This is a genomic window from Yinghuangia sp. YIM S10712 (assembly GCF_051388935.1).
In the GTDB taxonomy this organism is placed as follows: domain Bacteria; phylum Actinomycetota; class Actinomycetes; order Streptomycetales; family Streptomycetaceae; genus Yinghuangia.
The window spans coordinates 17,889-37,742 of record NZ_JBPKBI010000024.1 but is presented as its reverse complement, the minus strand read 5'-3'; the positions used below and the strand labels follow the sequence as shown (position 1 = coordinate 37,742).

Annotated in this window: 15 protein-coding genes; 5 read left to right on the top strand and 10 right to left on the bottom strand. The window is 71.3% G+C overall.

Going from position 1 to position 19,854, the window contains the following annotated elements; all coding sequences use genetic code 11:
- Positions 1-53: 53 nt before the first annotated feature.
- Entirely contained in the window at positions 54-938 is an 885-nt protein-coding gene (locus tag ACRX5W_RS29870; RefSeq protein WP_436791491.1) for a helix-turn-helix domain-containing protein, read from the bottom strand.
- 442 nt (positions 939-1,380) lie between these two features.
- On the opposite strand from ACRX5W_RS29870, the gene ACRX5W_RS29865 reads away from it, so the two are divergent.
- The 3 genes from ACRX5W_RS29865 (at position 1,381) to ACRX5W_RS29855 (ending at position 4,164) form a co-directional block, all read left to right on the top strand.
- Positions 1,381-2,589 (top strand): amidohydrolase family protein, encoded by a 1,209-nt coding sequence (locus ACRX5W_RS29865; protein WP_436791490.1) that lies wholly within the window; start codon positions 1,381-1,383, stop codon positions 2,587-2,589.
- Position 2,590: 1 nt separating this feature from the next.
- Positions 2,591-2,797, top strand: coding sequence for a ferredoxin (locus ACRX5W_RS29860; protein WP_436791489.1), 207 nt, complete (start codon positions 2,591-2,593; stop codon positions 2,795-2,797).
- Positions 2,798-2,913: 116 nt separating this feature from the next.
- On the top strand, positions 2,914-4,164 hold the full coding sequence (locus ACRX5W_RS29855; RefSeq protein ID WP_436791488.1) for a cytochrome P450: 1,251 nt from the start codon (positions 2,914-2,916) through the stop codon (positions 4,162-4,164).
- A 181-nt stretch (positions 4,165-4,345) separates the two neighbouring features.
- Here ACRX5W_RS29855 and ACRX5W_RS29850 read toward each other — a convergent pair whose 3' ends face one another.
- The 9 genes from ACRX5W_RS29850 to ACRX5W_RS29810 form a co-directional block, all read right to left on the bottom strand.
- Positions 4,346-5,191, bottom strand: a complete 846-nt coding sequence (locus ACRX5W_RS29850) for an LLM class F420-dependent oxidoreductase (RefSeq protein ID WP_436791487.1) — start codon at positions 5,189-5,191, stop codon at positions 4,346-4,348.
- Between the two features lie 519 nt (positions 5,192-5,710).
- Positions 5,711-6,781, bottom strand: coding sequence for an aminoglycoside phosphotransferase family protein (locus tag ACRX5W_RS29845; protein WP_436791486.1), 1,071 nt, complete (start codon positions 6,779-6,781; stop codon positions 5,711-5,713).
- Between the two features lie 336 nt (positions 6,782-7,117).
- Entirely contained in the window at positions 7,118-7,675 is a 558-nt protein-coding gene (locus tag ACRX5W_RS29840; RefSeq protein ID WP_436791485.1) for a nuclear transport factor 2 family protein, read from the bottom strand.
- 237 nt (positions 7,676-7,912) lie between these two features.
- Complete coding sequence (locus ACRX5W_RS29835; protein WP_436791484.1) at positions 7,913-8,188, bottom strand: hypothetical protein; 276 nt, start codon at positions 8,186-8,188, stop codon at positions 7,913-7,915.
- Positions 8,185-10,722, bottom strand: coding sequence for an Hsp70 family protein (locus ACRX5W_RS29830; RefSeq protein WP_436791483.1), 2,538 nt, complete (start codon positions 10,720-10,722; stop codon positions 8,185-8,187). The genes ACRX5W_RS29835 and ACRX5W_RS29830 overlap by 4 nt, the downstream gene beginning before the upstream one ends.
- A gap of 47 nt (positions 10,723-10,769) precedes the next feature.
- On the bottom strand, positions 10,770-11,729 hold the full coding sequence (locus tag ACRX5W_RS29825) for a nucleotide exchange factor GrpE (RefSeq protein ID WP_436791482.1): 960 nt from the start codon (positions 11,727-11,729) through the stop codon (positions 10,770-10,772).
- A gap of 42 nt (positions 11,730-11,771) precedes the next feature.
- Positions 11,772-12,206: a hypothetical protein gene (locus tag ACRX5W_RS29820; protein ID WP_436791481.1), complete on the bottom strand. Its 435-nt coding sequence runs from the start codon at positions 12,204-12,206 to the stop codon at positions 11,772-11,774.
- A 10-nt stretch (positions 12,207-12,216) separates the two neighbouring features.
- Entirely contained in the window at positions 12,217-16,143 is a 3,927-nt protein-coding gene (locus ACRX5W_RS29815) for a hypothetical protein (RefSeq protein ID WP_436791480.1), read from the bottom strand.
- Positions 16,144-16,315: 172 nt separating this feature from the next.
- Positions 16,316-17,236, bottom strand: a complete 921-nt coding sequence (locus ACRX5W_RS29810; RefSeq protein WP_436791479.1) for a TIGR03619 family F420-dependent LLM class oxidoreductase — start codon at positions 17,234-17,236, stop codon at positions 16,316-16,318.
- 135 nt (positions 17,237-17,371) lie between these two features.
- On the opposite strand from ACRX5W_RS29810, the gene ACRX5W_RS29805 reads away from it, so the two are divergent.
- Positions 17,372-18,166 (top strand): enoyl-CoA hydratase/isomerase family protein, encoded by a 795-nt coding sequence (locus tag ACRX5W_RS29805; RefSeq protein WP_436791478.1) that lies wholly within the window; start codon positions 17,372-17,374, stop codon positions 18,164-18,166.
- 422 nt (positions 18,167-18,588) lie between these two features.
- Entirely contained in the window at positions 18,589-19,815 is a 1,227-nt protein-coding gene (locus ACRX5W_RS29800; protein ID WP_436791477.1) for a CoA transferase, read from the top strand.
- Positions 19,816-19,854 lie beyond the last annotated feature (39 nt).

The window sequence follows — 19,854 nt, the reverse complement described above, 5'->3', positions numbered from 1 at the left end:
CGGCCCCGGGGAGGAAAAGGGCTTTCGACGAGCCCTTTTCCTCCCCTCCCGTATCAGGTGCCGCTGCCGCCGATGGTTTTCGTCGCGCGGGCGGCGGCCTGCGCGACCTGTCGGCCGAGGGCGTGCAACTCCCGGCCGGTGAGACCGTGCTGGGAGCCCAACAGCATCAGCGACGCGGCGACCGTGCCGCTTCGGTCGAACACGGGTGCGGACACGTGGGAGAGCCGCGCCACCGCGTCGTCGTCGATGTCGACGGCGAGGTATTCGCTGTGCTGCACCGCGTCGATCAACTCGTCGCGTCTGCGGCGGGCGTCGCGTGAATCCGGATTGTCGATCAGCACGTCCAGGCCGGACGCGAGCTCCGCGGCGCGGTCGGCGGTCACCGAGATGCTGTAACCGCGCCTGCGGGTGGCGTCGAGCGCCATCCGCCACCGGTCGGCCTGCTCCGCGTCGGCGGCGTTGTCCGCGCGCGTCAGCCAGGCCTCGGCCGCGGTGTCGTCCCACGCGACGAACACGGCGCCGAAGGGGGCGACAAGCGGGATGCTCTGCCCGGAGCGCATACGCATGCCGAGCGGCGGCCCCCAGTCGCAGACCGTGACCACGCGGACCTCGTCGCCCACGCACGCGCAGATCATCACGTACGAGTTCAGTCTGCGGGCCAACTCCTCGCCCTCCCGGGCCGCGGCGTTCAACACCGAGTTCGCGGCCCGCGCCGCGTCGCCCAGGGCGACGCAGAACGCGCCCAGTTCGTAACGGAGTTCCTGGCGGGTGACCAGGCCCTGCTCGGCGAGGGCCTGGAGGATCGAGTCGCAGGTCGCTCGCGGAATGCCCGCGGCTCGGGCCAGTTCGGAGACCGAGTACGACTCGGAGGGCCGACGGGCCATCAGCCACAGGATCTGGCCCGCGCGTTGGACCGCCGGAGACGGGTTGACCGGCATGTGCTCACATCCCCGTGTTTCGGCACCCCGAAGCCCTGGCCGGCGAATCTCTTCGCGTCGCCGCGGCTGGATCGAAGAGATCCCACACCAGACGAGTCTGGTGGAGTGCGATAGGTCGCTGCTATTATTTCTGCTATGGCGCCGAAATACTAGCACGCCGACTTCTTGGTTCGACCTTTCGCTGTCCCGGGCCCTGGGGCGGCACGCCCGCCGTCGTGGCTTCCTTTTGTGCCTGGCAATCGGTGGGCGGATGAGCACCTGTCTGCCTTCACCCCGACGCCGGACCGAAACCAGGGCCGACCGAGGCCTTCGTCGGCCCGGCCTTGCTCCCCGCCTCCGCGTCCGGTCACGACGTGCCCGACGGCGTCCGTGCTTTCGGAGGCCGAACACCCGGCATCGGCGAACCCCGCTGACAGGCACCACGCGACAAGGAGCCCATGACATGACATCCGACCTCTCGCTCGACTGGCTCATCTCCGTCGACGACCACGTGCTGGAGCCACCCAACGTGTGGGTCGACCGCGTCCCGGCCAAGGACCGCGACCGCGCGCCGCACATGGAGTACGACGAGAACGGCATGGACTTCTGGGTCTACGACGGCAAGAAGTTCCCCAGCTCGGGCCTGAGCGCCGTGGTGGGCAAGTCGAAGGAGGAGTTCAGCCCCGAGCCGCTGCCGTACAGCGAGATGCGGCCCGGCTGTTACGACGCGCGGGCGCGGCTGGAGGACATGGACCGCGCCGGCATCCTTGCCTCGCTGTGCTTCCCGACGGTGACGCGCTTTTGCGGGCAGTTGTTCATGGAGGCCAGTGACCGAGAGTTCGGCCTGGTGTGCCTGAAGGCGTACAACGACTGGATGATCGAGGAGTGGTGCGGCGCGGCGCCGGGCCGGTACATCCCGCTGATCCTGATCCCGATGTGGGACCCGCAGCTTGCGGTCAAGGAGATGGAGCGCTGCGCTGCGAAGGGTGCCACCACGTTCGCGTTCTCGGAGAATCCGGAGCCGCTGGGGCTGCCCACGATCCACGACAAGGACGGCTACTGGGAGCCGGTCATGGCCGCGGCCAACGACCTGGAGATGGTCGCGTCGATGCACGTCGGCTCCTCGTCGCAACTCCCGCAGATCTGCTCGGACGCGCCGTTCATGGCCAACCTCGCGTGGGGGGCCACGCGCACTTCGGGAACCATGCTGTCCTGGCTGTTCAGCGGCCTGTTCCAGCGCTACCCCAAGCTGAGGATCGCGCTGTCGGAAGGCGAAGTGGGCTGGATGCCCTACTTCCTGGAGCGCGCCGAGCAGGTCCTCGACAAGCAGCGCCACTGGGTCCAGCGCGGCCAGACCTTCATGGATCACGCGGGCAGCGGCTCGATCGACCTGGACACCCTCGACCTGCGGGCGACGTTCCGCGACCACGTCTTCGGCTGCTTCATCGACGACGCCCACGGCATCGCCAGCCTCGGCGAGATCCCCGAGGACAACATCATGTGCGAGACCGACTACCCCCACTCGGACACCACCTGGCCCGACTCCATCAACGTCGTCAAGAACCGCATCAGCCACCTGCCCGAGGAAACGCAGTACAAGATCCTGCGCGGCAACGCCGAACGGCTCTACCGCTTCACCCCGGCCGAACCGCCGGTCAAGAGCGGGGTGTGAGGTGGACGGTCGCGTCATCGTCGACCGGGACAGGTGCATCGGAAGCGGGATGTGCCTCATCTACGCGCCCGGCACATTCACCCACGACGACGAGGCCAAGGCCGTACTGCTCGACCACGCGGCCGACCCGCCCGACGACGTGCGGACCGCTGTGGAGGGATGTCCCACAGGCGCACTGGCACTTGTGGCCGACGACAAGGGAGCGTGAACGATCGTGCTGCTCGAAGGAAAGACAGCCGTGGTCACCGATGCCGGCTCAGGCGTCGGCAGGGCCCGGAATGTCACCGGCGTCCTGCCGCCGGTCGACGGGGGGTACGTGGCGAAATGAGCGGCACGAACGAGACCCAGGCGCTGGGCCGCGACCGGATCCGGAAGCTGTTCGACCTGCGCAGCAGCTACAACGCCGTCTCCGGCGGCGACTTCACCGACGACCCTTACCCGGTCTGGCACGAGCTGCGCGAGCGTGCGGTCGTCCACGAAGGCACCGTGCACGAACTGACGGGCGTTCACAGGCCGTTGAGGTTCCAGGGACTGCCTCTGCCGGACCGCCCGCACTTCTCCGTCTTCGGGTACGCGGCCCTGGACGAGATCTACCGCAACTCCGAGGTGTTCTCTTCGTCGGAAGGGGACACCGATCCGAACAGCACCGCCGTCGCGAACAGCATGCTGTCGATGGACGGGACCCGTCACCGGCGCTACCGCGCCTTGGTGCAGCCGTCGTTCGTCCCGGCCCGCGCGCAATGGTGGATCACCAACTGGATCCAGCACACGGTCCACAATCTCATCGACGGTTTCGCCGAGGAGGGACGGGCCGAGCTCAACGTCGACTTCTGCGCGGCCATCCCCGTCCTGACCATCACCGGCAGCTTCGGGGTCCCGGTCGAGCAGGCGCTCGATGTGCGCGAGGCGCTGCACAACCCCGCGGAAGTGGTCGCGATGCTCGCCCCGATCGTCGCCGCCCGCCGGGAGTCACCCCAGGACGACCTGATCAGCGTGCTGACGCAGGCCGAACTGAAGGACGACGACGGGACCACGCACCGGCTCTCCGACGCCGAGATCTACTCGTTCGCCCTCCTGCTGCTGTTCGCCGGGTCCGGGACGACGTGGAAGCAGATGGGCATCACGATCACCGCGCTGTTGCAGCGGCCGGATCTGCTGCGGGCGGTGAACGAGGACCGCTCCCTGCTGCGCCCGGCGATCGAGGAGGCCTTGCGGTGGATGCCGACCGACCCGATGTTCTCCCGGCACGTGACACGTGACACCGACTTCCACGGCACGCACCTTCCCGCCGGCTCGGTCGTGCACCTGTGCCTGGGATCGGCCAACCGCGACCCGGCCCGCTGGGAACGCCCCGACGAGTACGACATCACCCGGCGCATGAAGGCGTCCTTCGCCTTCGGCGGAGGCCCGCACGTCTGCCTCGGCATGCACGTGGCCCGCGCGGAGATCCGGATCGGCATCGAAGCCCTCTTGGACCGGCTGCCGAATCTGCGACTGGATCCGGACCGCGACCAACCCCGCTTCATCGGCATGTACGAGCGCGGCGTGACGGAGATCCCCGTGGTCTTCGGCTGAGGTCCGCGATGCGGCACACAACACCGTCGGCGTCCGGCGGATCGTACGCCGGCTTCGCGGCTGCACCACCGGCTGACCTGTCCGCCTTCCACTGCCGCCTTCCGCTGCCGCGGGTGCGGGACCGATCGCGCTCGGCTCCCGGTCCCCTCCCGCGTTCGGCAGTGCCTGGAAGGAGCCGCCGTCAGGCTTGCGCGAGTACGGTCTCGGCGAACCGCCGCATGCCGTCGGACGCGTCCCGGGAACGCGTCCAAGGAGTAACGATCAGGCGTGTCACCCCTGCCTCCGCGTAGCGTTCGACGTCCGTCGGCGTCCTGACGTCGTCGACGGCGAGCGTGACCTCGATCGGGTCGGTACGGCCCGCGCGTTCGGCGAGCTCGGAGAGGCGGGCGAGGGAGCGCGGCAGGTCGTCGATGGTGTGGTTCATCGGCATCCAACCGGTGCCCACGGTCGCCGCCCGGCGCAGCGCCGCCGGGCCGTCGCCGCCGATGTGGACGTCGGGACCGCCCGGCCGCACCGGCTTGGGCTCGAACGCGACCAGTCCGAAGTCGAAGAATTCGCCGTGGTGTTCGACGACCGGTTCGCTCCACAGCCGACGGCACACCGCGAGCGCTTCGTCCACCCGCGCACCCCGTCGGTCGAAGTCCAGGCCCACCGCGTCCCACTCCGCCCGCAGCCAGCCGACACCGACGCCGAGGGACAGTCGACCGCCGGACAGCATGTCCACGGTCACCGCCGCGCGCGCGGTGGTGAACGGGTGCCGCAGACCGATGTTGTAGACGTGCGTCCCGAGTCGGATGCGTTCGGTGCGGGCGGCGAGATGGCTCAGCACGCCGAGCGGGTCGAGGATCGGGATGTCGGAGGGAATCGGCGGATGGTCCGCCCCCTCGTGCGGGCTGCCGGCGACATCGACCGGCACCACGAGGTGTTCGGGGATCCACAGCGATTCGAACCCGAGCCGATCCGCCTCCTCCGCGACCGAGGCCCAGTGCCTGAGGTTGACGCTCCCGAGGTGCAGGCCGATGTCCATGCGGGCCCCTTCCAGCCACGGTGCGGCGGCTCCGCGCCGCACAAGTGATCGTTCCGGTCTTGCTGTCATCGTGGCCCATGCCGGGACACGCACAGCCGCGGGGCCGCCACCCGACCGCGTGCACGAGGCGGGGGACAGTGCGGCCCGCACGAATCCCGGCCGAACTGGCAGCGCGGGCAGTGGCGTTCACGCGGGCGCCGCGACCGTCGGAAACACCCCTTTGAGGGACAGGTTCTGCTCTGCGCCACGCCGCGGGGTCGTGTGCGACCGACTCGTCGGACACAGCCCTGCTCGCGTTGGCCGTCGCGATGTCGGGTCCGCTGAAGCGCTCGGTCGCCAGGACCGCCAAGGCCGCGCGCCGTCGTCTACGGTCACGTCGCCGCGACCGCGACACGTAGAGCGCTGAGTTCGTGGCACGGCACGGCACGGCACGGTTCGGCCCGGTCTGGCCCGGCCCGGTTCGTTGATGTCGCTCGCCACGCCGCGTACGTGGGGTCGAACGCGGTCAGGAGCCGCTCGTCACACGCCCACCGCCGCGAAGGCGTCGTGGTCGGCGGCCGCGGTGCCGAGGCGGTGCAGAAGCGCGGTGGTCATCGGCGGGGCGACCTTCTGGGTGATGCCCCAGAGGTAGAAGCCGTGGACGATGCCCCGGCGGATGCCCCGCCAGGCGTCGTCCCACGACGGGGCGTCGACGCCCGCGGCGCGCAGCCGGTCGAGGTAGTGGCGTACGAGGTCGTGCTCGCTGCGCCGACGGTCCTCGACGGTGAGTGTGGAGGCGAGGTGGTACCCGACGTCGACGTACCACGGGCCGCGCTGCACGAGCTGCCAGTCCAGGAACGACGGCCGCCCGTCGCCGTCCAGGAAGAGGTTGCCGACATGCGCGTCACCGTGGATCACCGACCACGGTTCCGCGTCGCGCGTCTGGGCGGCGAGGGCCCGGTGACCGTCGAAAAGCCTTTCCGCGTCCCGGACTTCCTCCGGTACTCCCGCGCCGATGTCGCTTTCGAAGTTGCCGCGGATCTCGGCAAGGCCACGCCCCCGCGAGTACGTCTCCAGTCGCGGCGTCAGCCAGTCCGCCGTGCGGAGCGCCGGATCCCCCCAGGTCGCGCCGTGCAGGACGGCGAGCTGCGCAAGGCTCTCGGCGGCCGAGTCCGGGGTGTACTCGCTGGTGGGGTCGAGGAATTCGGCTCCCTGCGCGACGACGTCCTCGGTGATGATCGCGCCGTGCCGCGTTTCCGGGTCGACGCCGGCGTACACGCTGCGCAGCGTACGGACGCCGCTGGCAGCGGCCAGGTCCCGGTAGAACGAGACCTCGAACACCCCGGCATGGCGGGCCTGCCAGCCCGCTTCCCCGCCCACGTCCGTGAAATAGCCCTTGGCGCACAGGTCGGGGGAGAGGCCGTCGGGGAGGCCGTCCGCGCACTCGATGCGGAAGCGTGCGTTGGTGGAGACTCGGCTGACCACGGGGCCGGGTATGACCTTGGTGACTGCCACGCCGGGGAAACGGGAGCCGAGCGCCGCGTCGAGCCAGGTGGGCGACAGGAATTCGCGCAGGGTGGGGGGAGCCGCGGGGAAGGTCTCAGTCGTCACGGCACTCCCGAGTCGCGGTTTCGCGGCATATTCCGAAATCGACATCGATATTGACATGCGGTACTTTGCCGCTCAAGGTCAAGAGCGCTGCCTTTTCACTCAGTTCGCGCCCTCGTAGACCGTCGGCAAGGAGTGGGCCTCGGCCGGAACGGCTGCCGCGCAGGACCAAGTCGGCGAGATCATGGCCGGCGACAACGGCAAGGAGTCCGACATCGCGGCGCGGTGGTCTCCTCGTGGGCGAACATCGGCCTGAACGAGTCTCTCGAACGGGCTTTCAGGCGAACGGGCGGCCGGTGCCCGTCCGTTGTGGGCGCGCACCGGCCGCACACTCGTCGCTCACCAGTGTTCGACGGGGGTCTTGTCCAGCGTCAACGGCCGTGCGTACGACGGGTCGTTCTTGTCCCAGGTGCCCTTGACGAACCCGGCGAACGCTCCGGAGGACAGGAGTGAGGTGTCGCCGGTCATGGTCCATTCCAGGGTGCAGCGGCGCAGGGCGATCTTCCAGGTGCCGTCGCGGCGTTCGAGGCGGTCGAGGTAGCGGCCTCCGAAAAGGTGGACGCTCTTGCCGTCGCGGGCGCGCATCGCGCCGATGACGTAGCTCTCGCAGTGGGCTTCGTCGCCGTCGATCTCGCACGTGTGGGTGGTGATGTTGTGCAGGTGGTCGATGAACACCGATGAGTGGGCCTGGTTGGCGTACTCGCCGTACTCGGGGCCCGACTTGACGACGGGCCCGTGCTCGTCGGTGCCGTCGTGGTGGTAGACGCTCGCCATCAGCTCGACGTCGTGGCGGTCGTGGCCGCGCGACTGCTTCATGACGCAGTCGAGGATCGCCATGCGGTCGGTGACGTGGCGCAGTTCGCGGCGGAGTTCGTTGAGCTCGTCCTCGACGGACATGGCGTCCTTCCGGTGGGAGGCATTTTTAGGCGAGTGCATGAAAACGTGTCTGCACGAACGTATAACGCCGTGGAGGGCAAGAGGAAGTTATCTGCGTCACGGCCGCCGGCGGACCGGGAAAAGGCGGCGTTCCGGGCCCTTGCGGTCGACCCCGCCCACGCCCCTTTGCCCGCCCACGCCCCTTTGCCCGCGCGGTCCCCTTTGCCCGCCCGTGCCCCTTGCCCGCGCGGGCCCACGTCAGCCCGTGCGCCCCTCCGTCACCAAGGCGTCCCGCAGCGCCACCGCCGGTGCGAGGCCCGGCTCGTGGGCCAGGGCCGCCCCGACCGCGTCCCGGGCCGCCTCCCACTCGCCGTTGCGGGCGTGCTCCAGCGCCGTGTTGTAGTGCATCCGGCCGGCGTACGCCAGGTGTGCCAGGGCAGCCAAGTCCTCGGCACACTCCGGGCATTGGAGCGACTCCGCATCCGCCTCGACGCGGCACACCGGGCAGACCACCGCGGGCGCGTCCGCGCTCACCGGGCCTCCTCCGGGCGGATGGTCTGCACGTCGAAGTCCGGGGCGACCTCGCCCCGCTCCCGCATGGCCGCCGCGTACAGGTCCACGAGCATCGTCAGATGCCGGTTGGCCTGCTCCATGTTGACCGCGCGTACCGCCGCCTCCAGGCCCGACAGCTCAGCGCGGATCCGGTGCGCCAGCGCGGGCGAGACCATGTCCTGCGCGACAAAGACCCGACACATCGTCAGCATCCGTGCCGTGTGGCCCAGTTCGTCGGCGAACGCGAGCCCGCGCTGGGCCGCGTCGAGCGCCGCCCGCCAATCTCCCGACTCACGGGCCCGGCGCAGTCTGTCGAGGTGACCGCGCAGGACGTCGCGGTCCTCGGCGCTGACGACCGCCTCGGTGCACGCGATGAACGCGGTGAGGTACGCCTCCGCGTACCGGGCCTCGGACTGCGCGTCGAGGCGCTGCCGAGCCTCGGCGAGCACGGCGTCCACCGAGCGCCCGCCGGTCTGGCCCGCCGCGGTGTCGTCGAGCGTGTCCAGCAGGTTCTTCGCGGCGGACTTCTCGGCCGGGGTGAGCTCGTCGGACCAGCGGTCGGTGAAGTCCTCAAGTTGGCGGCGGCTCTCCTCGACCTGCACTTTGAGCACCGGGTCGAGGGTCACGCGCTCCAGTTTGACGGTCTTCTCGGCACCCCCGTGTACGCGCACGGCGAGGGTGATCGTCCGGTCGCGGTCCAGACCGAAGGACACGTCGACGGGGGTGCGGCCCGTCGTCCCGTCGGGCAGACGCATCGTCAGATGGCCGATCAGCTCGTTCTGTTGGGCGAGCTCGTGCTCGCCCTCGTAGACCGCGACCTCCAGCCGGTGCCGGCCGCCGGTCCCGGTGACGACGAACTCGCGGCTGACCGGGTCGGTGGTCGGGTACGTCGTGTTCTTCGGGATGATCACCGCCATCCGGCCGTCGTTGAGCTCGATGCCCAGGTTCTTCGGCGTGATGTCGAACGGGTTTGTCACCTGCATCCACGTCCCACACGACGCACAGGCCTCCGCGCCGGGCGGGTTGACGGTCTCGCAGGACGGGCAGCGCAGGCCGTTGGGCTCGGAATCGGCCTCCGCGGCCCGGAAGGATTCGCCGCAGACGTCGCAGAACGCCGCGTCCGGGCCGGCCGGCGTACCGCAGCGCGGGCACGTGGCCGCCGGGCGGCTCTTCGCGAGGCGGACGTGCTGCGCCGCCGGGGGCCCGTCCGCCCCCGCCGGGGCCTGCCCGCATTTCGGGCAGGACTCCACCTCCGTCGGCACCGGCAGGTGGCACGTCGCGCAAGACACGCGCGGCGCCCCCACCAGCGACGCCGCACACGCAGAACAGGACGCGGCGACAAGCTCGTTGGGCGCTCGGCATGTCGCGCACTCCACATCGGCGACCAGCGCGCCCTGCACGGCCGCGCCGAGAGCCACGCACTGCATCGGGTTGACGTCGCGCCGGATCCGCCGGTGCCCGAACACCTCGCCGAGCCGGTGCGCCACGAGCGGGATCGCGGTCGACCCGCCGACCAGCAGGACTTCGTCGATGTCGTCGACGGTCAGGTTGGCTTCGCGGACCGCCTTGCGGGTGAGTTCGATGGTCCGCTCGATCTGCGGGGCGATCAACGCCTCGAACCGGCTGCGCTCGAAGACGTTCTCCATCGTGAGCCGGCCGCCGCCCAGGCCGATCAGGCTCACGTCCGCACTCAACTGGTGGGAGAGCTGGATCTTGATCTGCTCGGCTTCCTTGGCCAGCGTCGGCCGGTCGCGCCGGTCCGGGTGGTAGGAGGCCCCGTACTCGGCACGCACGTCGTCGAGCAGGGCCGCGGAGATCGCGCGGTCGAAGTCGTCGCCGCCGAGGAGGTTGTCGCCCTCGATGCCGAGGACCGAAACCGACCCCGGGACGAGCAGCAGGATGGAGATGTCGAAGGTGCCGCCGCCGAGGTCGTAGACAAGCACGGTGCGGCCCTCGTCGCCGAGGTCTTTGGTCAGGCCGTACGCGAGCGCTGCCGCCGTCGGCTCGTTGATGATCCGCAGCACATGGAACCCGGCCATCCGGCCTGCCTCCTGTGTCGCGGCGACCTGCCGTTCACCGAAGTACGCCGGGACCGTGATCACCGCGCGGTCGAACGGGGCGCCGACGCGCTGTTCGGCGTCCTCCTTGAGCCGGTGCAGGATGATCGCGGAGACCTCGATGGGGGTGTACGCGCGGCCGTGGAAGGCGATCGTGATGTCGCCGTCCATCCCCGCGGTGACCTGGTAGTCCAGCTCCCGGAGCGCGGCCTGGACGTCGGTGTCGTTGAACTTGCGGCCCATGAAGCGCTTGACGGAGCGGATGACGTTCTCCGCGTCCAGCAGCGTCCGGCGCCGGGCGTCCTGGCCGACCAGCAGTTCGCCGTGGCGCCCGCGCGTGACAACCGACGGGGTGGCCTCCTCGTTGCGCCGATTGTGGATGATCTCCGGTTGCCCACGGCGGAGTTGCGCCATGACGGAGTTGGTGGTCCCCAGGTCGATGCCGAGCGTGCGGAGCATTGCGGTGATCCCCTCGTGGACGTGCGCTGTGGCCGAACGGTCTGGTGTCAGCGGGGCTGCCCCGGCTTTCCGTCGCGCGCCGCCGAGGTCTTGCGCTTCGCCCGCGTGGTGCGCTTCGGCTGCTCGCGCTTGGCCCCGGCCCGGCGGGGCCGGGACTCGGCGTCGTCCTCGGAGCGGACGAGCGGCTCCCCGCTGTCGGACGACGGGCCGGGCGCCTGCGTGGCGCAGGCCGGCGGCGCGGCAAAGGAGTCGGACGAGTCGGACGATGTCGGCGGTGCGTGCGGTGTACCGGACGGCTGCGCGCCCGGCAGCGAATTGGTCGGCGATACGGGTGCCGCGATGGCCCGCACGCTGTCAACCGACAGCGCAGTCGGTGCAGCGGCGGCCGGGTCGGCAGCGGCGGCAGGGTCGGCGGGGGCGCCGCTCGGTGCGATGGGGGGCTCGGTGGCCGTCGGTTGCCCGTCCTGCGACTTCCGTTCGCCGGTGTCCGCGGGGGCGACCTCCTCCTGCGGGCGTACGCTCGGCGCCACTGCGACGAACACCTGTGCCGGGCGCAGTACTTCGCCGTCCCGGACGAAGCACGCGGCCATTGTCTCGACCACGGTGTCCGGTGCGACGGCGTCCGTCTCCTCCGTGCCGGCGATCTCGGCGTACGCGGTGTTCACCGTCCGCCCGACCAACTCGATCTCCTTGACACCGAACGCCGCGAGCCGCCGGTGCAACCGCCTGCGCACCGCGTCGACGCCGGCCGCGCGGCTCGGGGCGAGACTTCGGCCGCGGTGGAGGGCCATGAGGTCGTCGTCCGTCTCGATCAGCGCCATCAGGAGCTGCTGTTCCCGGTCCCGGGCCTCCCGCGCGTCCTCCGCGCGCCGCTGCCGCAGGGCGGACGCGCGGATCAGCAGTCGGCCGAACGACTTCGCCAGGTCGACTTCGCGCGCTCCTGCCGGGACCGGCAGCGGCCGGGCGGTCAGCCACGGTGGTTCGGTGGTCACGGGCGTGTCCGACATCGTGCTCCTTGGGGCGGGGCGGGCGGCAGGCGGGCGTACGGGTCACTCCGGGAGCGGCAGCGGAGGCAGAAGCAAGGCCGGGTCCGGGCGGAACTCCTCGGGTGTGTCCGGGCGTTGCGCGGAGGTGTCCAACGCGGGCGGGTCCTCCCAGTCGGCGGCCGTCTCGGCGTGCCGCAGCACCACCAGGGTCCCGGGGTCCGGCAGTTGGCCCGGGACGGGGGTCGGCAGCAGGGGTTCGCGAGCCGCCTCGGCCAGTTCGGCGGTGACGTCCGCTGCGGGCGGGCGCGGCAGGTGGCGCCGGACGTCGGCCTCCAGGCGCCGCGCGGGGTTGCGCAGCAGGACGGTCGCGGCGTTGATCTGCTGCCGCGTGAACCTCCCGGCGCGGACGGCCCGGGCGACGGCGGCGTTGACATCCTTGACGGTCGCGTCGGGCGGGAGGCCCAGGACGACGTAGGGCGACGGGTCGAGTGGTGGCAACAGACACTCCTCACCAGCGCTGGTACCGGCGCAGGCCGGTCTCGATCTGATCGGCGAGCAAGCGGATGTGGAAGTCGCGCGGGTCGTGCCGGAGGGCGTCCGTGATGTGCCGGTGTGCGGCTGCCCAATCGCCCTGGTTGGCGTGGTCCACCGCCCAGGCCGCCAGCACTTGCGCGAGCTGCTGCCGTGTCAGCGTGTCGCCGGTGCGTTCCAGCGACTGCCGCAGCAGATCCACCGCCTGCGGGAACTTCTTGCGTTCGGCTTGCGCGACGCCTTCGTTGTGGAGCAGCAGCCCGTACGCCGAGGCGGTGTCCTCCTCGTCGTACTCCGCGGCCTTGTTGAGCCAGGCGCGCTTGGCTTTGAACGAGGCGTCCGGGTTTTCGACCAGCTTGTACCGGAAGAAGCGGCTCAGCCGGGTCTTCGCCGCCGCCTGGCGGTCGCGGCCGTCCCACTCCGGGTCGTGGTCGAGGGACCGCATCATGGCCTGCACCGCCTGATCCCGGTGGCCGGCGTCCGCACTCGCGTGGGCGAGCCTGGCGTACACGCCCGCGGCGTTGAGCAGGTCGGCCTCGGCACCGGAGATCGCGGCGATCTGCGCGAATAACGGTGCGGCGAGCGTCAGTTGACGGCGTGTCGGTTCCCCGTCGCCGAGTCTCTGCCAGGCGAGGTTCCCGAGAACCGCGACGAACTCCTTGTCCATGCCACCGGGTTCGGCGGTCAGCGAGCGGGCCTTGCGCATGAGGTCCACGGCGCGGGCGTAGTCCTTCTGCTCATTGTTGACCTTGCGGCCGAACTGGAGGTACGCGGCGGCCAGGTTCTCGCGCAGACCGGCGTCGTCGGGGGCGAGATGGTGTGCGCGTTCCAAGAGGTCGACGGCGCCCTTCTGGTCGTCGATGTGGTCGTGCAGCCACTCACGCGCCGCGTTGACACCCGCCGCCGCGGCCAGCTCCGCGGTTTCGGCCGTACGCTCGCCGGACTCGGCCAACACACCGAGTACTTGGGCCCATTCCCGGTGCCGGTGATGCTCGCGGGCCACCGCCAGCAGCGTCATGGCCAGCAACGCCCCTGCCCCCGGCACCTGTTCGTCAGCCTGGACGCGCAAGACCGCCGCCGCGGCCTCCGGCCTGCCGCGCCCGAGCAGATGGTGAGCGGTGCCGAGCGGCCCGAACAGCGCGGCGCCTTCGGCACCGGTGTCCTTCCGCCACGCCGCGCGACGTGCGGCGGCGTCGGCGACACCATCCCCGGCCAGCAGGTCCAGCAGTCGCGGCCCGGCCACGAGCCCCGGCTGACCGGAGGCCAGCCGGGCGGCCTCCCACTCCAGGCCCCAGCGGACCTCGGCCGCGTCGGCGGAGTCGCGGGAGACGCTCTGGGATGCGTCCCAGGCTGCGAGGTCCTGACGTATGCGGTCGCCGATCGCATCGCGCGCCGCGTCACGCTGCGCGGCCTCGACCGTGCGCCCGGTGGCCTCCTCGACCTGCTCCCAGAAACCGGGGGAGTGCAGGACGGCCGCCCAACAGCCGAGCACCCAGTCCCACTGCTCGGCGGTCGGATCGGTGGCCGCCGCGCGATGGGCCGCGATCGCGAGTGAATGCAGCACTCGCAGCTCGGTCGTGCCGCGCTCACGCAGAATCGAACGCAACGCCTCGACGGCACGTGCGGGTTCGCCGTCGGCATCGGCCAACAGCGCCCCTTCCTCGGCGAGCACGGCCAGCGCGGTGTCGACTCCCGGATGGTGGTCCGGTAGTCCGGCCGCCTCGCGCAGGTCGGCGAGCACATCCGCCTGGGAGCGTCCGGGCTCGGCGGCCCGGCGGGTCACCAGAGGCGCGCGCGCCGCGTTCCCGGGTTCCAACAACGCCAGCGCGGCGTCGATTTCGCCCTCCTCGGCGAGGAGCAGAGCGCGCAGCCGGGACGCCTCCGCGTGCAGCGCCGTGCCCTCCCAACCGGTCAGCAGCAGCCCCGGGTGAACCCCCGCACCTCGGGCGGCGGCGACCGCGGCCTCCAACACGGCCGCGCCACAGGTCCCGCACGGGCCGGGTGCCGCGTGCACACGGCCGCAGATCCCACACTCGGGGGAGTCCGCTTCCGTGAGGCCACCAGGCCGTCGTACACCGGACGTGCCCGCGGGGGCCGTCAGGCCGTCCGAGGCGTCGGCGGCCCCTGTCCGCGGGCCCGCGGGGATCACCACGTAATCCCGCTCGACCTTGGGACGCAGGGCACGCAGACACAAGCGGAACCCCTCGTAAGCGGCCGTCCAGTTCCCGGCGCGGAACGCGAGCACCGCCCGCAGCCGCACCGCGGCGAGGTCGTCCGAGTCGGCGTCGAGCAGGGCGAGGGTACGCGCGGGACGCGCGTCGGCCAGGCGGGCGACCGCCAAGTGGTAGCGGTCGCGCGGCCGGCCCTTGATCGCGGCGAGCAGCGACGCCGCGTCGCCCGCCCGCCCCTGGAGCAGCGCCAAGGCGCCCTGGGCCGAACGGACCCTCACCTCGTCGCCGAGCAGCGACGCCACCTCGCGCAGCGCCTCCTCGGCCGCACCGGCGTCGCGCGCGACCAACGCGTGCGTCGCCGCACGGAACGAAGCCTCGCCCAAGGGCCGCCGGTACAACACGGCCTTCCCGCCCGACGCGACGCAGCGCCGCCACAGCGCGCGGGCTTCGTCGACGCGTCCCGCCGCGAGCGCGCCGCGCGCCTGGTGGTCCCACACCAGCGCGGCGTTGCCCGGGACGGAGAGCCCCCACAGCCGGGCGGCGCGTTCGTGGTCTCCCGCGGCGAAGTAGGCGGCGGCCAAGTGGAAGGCGTCTTCGCGGACCGGCTCCGCGTCGTCCCACCGCGTCCGGTCGGCCCCGGGCACAGGCGCGTCCGACCAGAGCGCGACGGCCTGTTCGGGCAGCCCGGCAGCCGTGAGCACGCACGCCAGGCGGACGCGGACGCGCGGCGTGACCGGTCCCGCGCTCCGGTACGCCGCCGCGGCCTCGACCGGGCGGTCCGTTCGCTCGTACACCAGTCCCAGGCCCAAGTGCGCTCCGGCATGGTGCGGGTCGGCCGCCAGGACGGCCTCGAAGCGCGGCTGCGCCTCGCCGTCGCGCCCTTCGCGGAGCGCGGCCGCCCCCAGCGCGTACAGCACCCGGGGATCATCGGGCAGGATCTCCGCCGCCGCAGCCAGGTCCGCCCCGGCGCCGGCCGCGTCGCCCGCGGCGTCGCGGGACATCGCCCGGTACAGCAGCGCCTCGCCCGGCAACTGCGGTCCGCGCGACCAGGGATGGCGGTGGGGCGATCGCGGCCGGCCATGCGCGAGCGTGAAAGCATCGACCGCCGCGTGGTGTCGGCCCAGTGTCAGAAGAACGACCCCGTGCGCGAAGGCGACTTGGTCGGTCGGCGGGCACGCCGCGGCGGCGAGCAGTTCCGCGGCCTCGCCGAGCCTCTTCGCACGGCGCAGCGCGGACGCACGGGCCAGCACCGCCCACTCCGTCCGGGGCAGCGCGGTGACCACTGCCCCGGTCACCGTGTCGTCGCCGGACCGGCACCACTGTTGGACCCACTCCGTCATCGCGGCAGCCAGCGGGTGTGTCGACTCCACCGCGAGGAAGGCGAGCACGGGCGCCAACGCCGGTTGCTCCGCGACGACTTGCTCGTGTGCGAGATGCCGCAGCGCCCACTCCGGGAGCACCGAGGTCGGGCGGTTCAGGAGCCAGAACGCCTCCCGGTAGCGCGCCAGCGCGCCGCTTCCGTCCCCGAGTTGCGCCGTCGCCGCCGCGGCGCCCGCCAGCGCGCGTCCGCGCAGGTCTTCCAGCCCCGCGACCCCGTCCAGCCGCTGCGCGAGCCTTTCGTAGCGTTTGCGGCCGCTCTCGGATTTCCCCGCCAGCACCATGCTCTCGGCAGCCGTCAGCAGTCGCGTCGCCTCTTCGGCCTCAGGAGCGCGGCCGGTATCGAACAAGCGCACCCGAGCCCCCCGCCGAAGTGCCGAACTCGCCTACCCCGTAAGCCATATGACGGATCATCACAGCGCCGCCAGAATAACCGACCCGCTGGAGGCGCGAAATACGGATTTCCCCACCCCCAGACGAGGAAAGGAAGGCCGCCGGAGAGTTCCTTCCCCCGCCCGGAGCCCGTCGCTACGCGATCGCCGGCATGATCTCCTCCGCGACCCACTGCGTGTAGTCGAAGTAGGCGTCGATGTGCTCCAGCGCCGGTATCGGCACGGAACTGATGGTGACGCCGAGGTCGCCGAACCAGCCCAGGCGGTCGATGATCTCCTGCTTCGACATGCCGGGGCGGGCTCGGGGGTCGCTCTTCACGCTGTGGCCCTCACCCACCCTGCTGGTGGCGAAGCCGTAGAAGACGTCGGTCAGTCCGCCGTTGTAGTCGGGTTGCGAGCGGATGTAGTCGAGTTTGGCCGGGATGTCCTCCGGTTTGGTGAGGAACGGCCACCAGCCTGATCCGTAGCGGGCGACGCGCTTCAGCACCGGGTCGGCGTCGCCGCCGAACCACACCGGCGGGTGCGGGTGTTGGACCGGCTTGGGTTCGAAGGCCACGTCCCGGAAGGAGACGTACTTGCCCTCGAACTCGGGCTCATCCTTGGTCCAGAGTTCGATGATCGCCTGGACGTATTCCTCGCTCATCGCACCGCGCTCGTGGAACGGTACGCCGAGCAGGTCGAACTCCTCCTTGAGCCATCCGACGGCGAAGGTCACGGTCACCCGCCCGCCGGAGAGCCAGTCCATGGTCGAGAGAGACTTGGCGGTGACGACGGGGTGCTGGAGCGGCAGGACGGCGATGCACGAGTTGACGCGTATGTTCTCCGTCGCCCCGGCCAGGTACGACATGGCCGTGTACGCGTGGAAGTAGTGGGGCCCGGAGAGGTCGACGTGGGCACGTGGGATGATGTGGTGCTCCGGCACGCTGATCATCGCGTACCCCAGCTTCTCCGCCCACTTGGCCAAACGCGTCTGGTCGGTGCCGGTGACCGCGGCCTCCCACGGCTGGCACGTGGCCTTCAGTCGCAGCATGTGCGGCATGGCGAATCCGAGCTGCATGCTGTTCCCCTCTATGTGTCGTCGGCTGGATGTCGTCGGCACCGATTGCGGTGCCGGTGGGCGTCGGGGGTAGAAATTAGTTGACTAGGTCGTAAAAATGAGGGCAGCTTACCGAACTCAAGGGCAGGGGACAGCATGACCGACGATCTCGGGACCCCGTATCTGCGCATCGAGCGCGAAGGGTCGATCGCCTGGTGTTACATCGACCGGCCGGAGGCCCGGAACGCCTTCACGCCGGCGATGTACTACGGCCTGAAGAAGGCCGTGCGCCTGGTCAACACCGACCCCGACCTGGCCGCTTTGATCATCACCGGGGTCGGGGACGTCTTCGGGCCGGGCGGCGACCTCGGCGGACGCACCAACGAGAAGGAATCGGTGCCCGACGCGGTGGGCCACGAGATCCTGCCGTTCCTCACCATTCGCGACAGCAACGCCCCTGTCATCTCCGCCGTCAACGGCATCTGCCAGGCCGGGGGCCTGCTGGTGGCGATGATGTCCGACATCGCCGTGGCCAGCGACCGCGCCACCTTCCGCGTCCCCGAACTGCTGCGCGGAATCCCCGACGCCACCTTCGCCGCCGCCCTGCCCGCCCACGTCGGACTGGCGATGGCCCGCGACCTGCTGCTGTCCGCGCGGACCTTCGACGCCGCCGAGGCGCAGCGCATCGGCGTCCTGACCCGCGTGGTGCCCCACGACCAACTGCGCGAGGCCGCCGTCGAGGCGGCCCACCAGGTGCTGCGCACCGCGCCGGACGCCCGCGCGCAGGTCAAGCGCATGCTCAACGAGCGGTACGGCCAGGTCGACTACCAGACGATGTTCTGGGCGCTCGCGAACTCCTCCGAACTGCGCGAGGGGATGCGGGCGTTCATGGAGAAGCGCCCGCCCGCGTGGATTCCGTCCGACGTCCCCCTGCACGGCCCCCGGCTCTGAGGGCGGCGTCGGCACAGTGGCAGCCGGGCTGCCGCCGGTGTCGCCGCGGCGGGCGGCGTCCCGGCCGGGAGGCCCCGGTTTGATCCCGGGGTGCACCCGGCCCGTGCCGGCCGACGCATCATGGTGCGTCGTCGGCCACGCCTTGTCGATGTTGACTTCGGGTCGGGGCCTTCAATAGCGTCCGAAGGCGGATCGGAAGGTGGCGAGGCGGCCGCAGGTCCTGCGGAAGCGCTCACAGGCCCACCGAAGATCTTGGGCGACCGGTTCGGGGTTGCAACGGCGGAGAGATCGGTCCGAGCCGCCGCGGCGGTCGCCGGACCGAACCACCGTGCACGTGAGGGAGACCCGCCCATGCCCCACCGACCGTCGGCTCCGACCGTCCCCGTCCCGCACAGCGCCGGCCGACTCGCGGACCGGGCCGCGTGACCGCCCCGGCCGGGACCGCGCCGCTGCGCGGTCTGGAGATCGTCGAGTGTGCGACGTTCGTCGCGGGTCCCTCCGGGTGCATGGCGCTCGGGCAGCTCGGCGCCGACGTCATCCGCATCGACCCCATCGGCGGCGCGGCGGACTACAACCGCTGGCCGCTCGCCGACAGCGGGGCCAGCCTCTACTGGGCCGCGCTCAACAAGGGCAAGCGCTCGATCGCCCTGGACCTGCGGACGCCGCGTGGCCGGGAGATCGCCGTCGAGCTCGCGACCCGCCCCGGGCCGACGCGGGGGCTGTTCGTCGACAACGCGGTCGGCCGCAACAGGCTCACGTACGAGGAGCTGTGCGCGCGCCGCCCGGACATGATCCACCTGCACATCCAGGGGCACGCGGACGGCCGCCCGGCGGTCGACTACACCGTCAACGCCGAAATGGGCATCCCGACCATCACCGGTCCCGAGGACAGCGCGGCACCGGTCAACCACGTGCTCCCGGCGTGGGACCTGCTCGCCGGCATGACCGCGACGACCGGGCTGCTGGCCGCGCTGCACCGCCGGAGCATCGACGGCGAGGGCGCCCACATGCAACTGGCGCTCGCCGACGTCGCAGCCGCCGCCGTGGCCGGGCTGGGCTGGCTGGCCGAGGCCGAGCAGCGCGGCACCGAGCGGCGCCGCCTGGGCAACCACCTCTACGGCAGCTTCGGCTCCGACTTCGCGTGCGGCGACGGCCGCCGCGTGATGGTGGTCGCACTGACCGAGGGCCAGTGGCGGGCGTTGCAGAACGTCACCGGCACGACCGAGGTCTTCCGCGCGCTCCAGGACGCCATCGGGGCCGACCTGGACCGCGAGTCGGACCGCTACGAGCTGCGCGAGACCATCGCCGCGGTCATCCGGCCCTGGTTCGCCGCGCGGCCGCTGTCCCAGGTGGTCAAGGAACTCGACGCCGCCAAGGTGCTGTGGAGCCCGTACCGCACGATGCCGGAGGTGGCGGCCGAGCACCGGCAGACGGACGCCCTGCCCGTGCTGGCCGAGGTGGACCAGCCCGGCACCGGCCCGATGCTCTCCGCGCGCGGGCCGCTGCGCTGGGACGGCGCCTACGGAGACGTCGCACCGGCTCCGCTGCTGGGCGCGGACACCGAGGAGATCCTCGCGGGGCTCGGCCTCGACGGAACGGAGATCGCGCAGCTGCACGACACAGGTGTCGTCGCGTCCGCACAGACCTGAGGCTGGGTCAGTCCTGACGTTCCATGAGCCGGTGAGGGG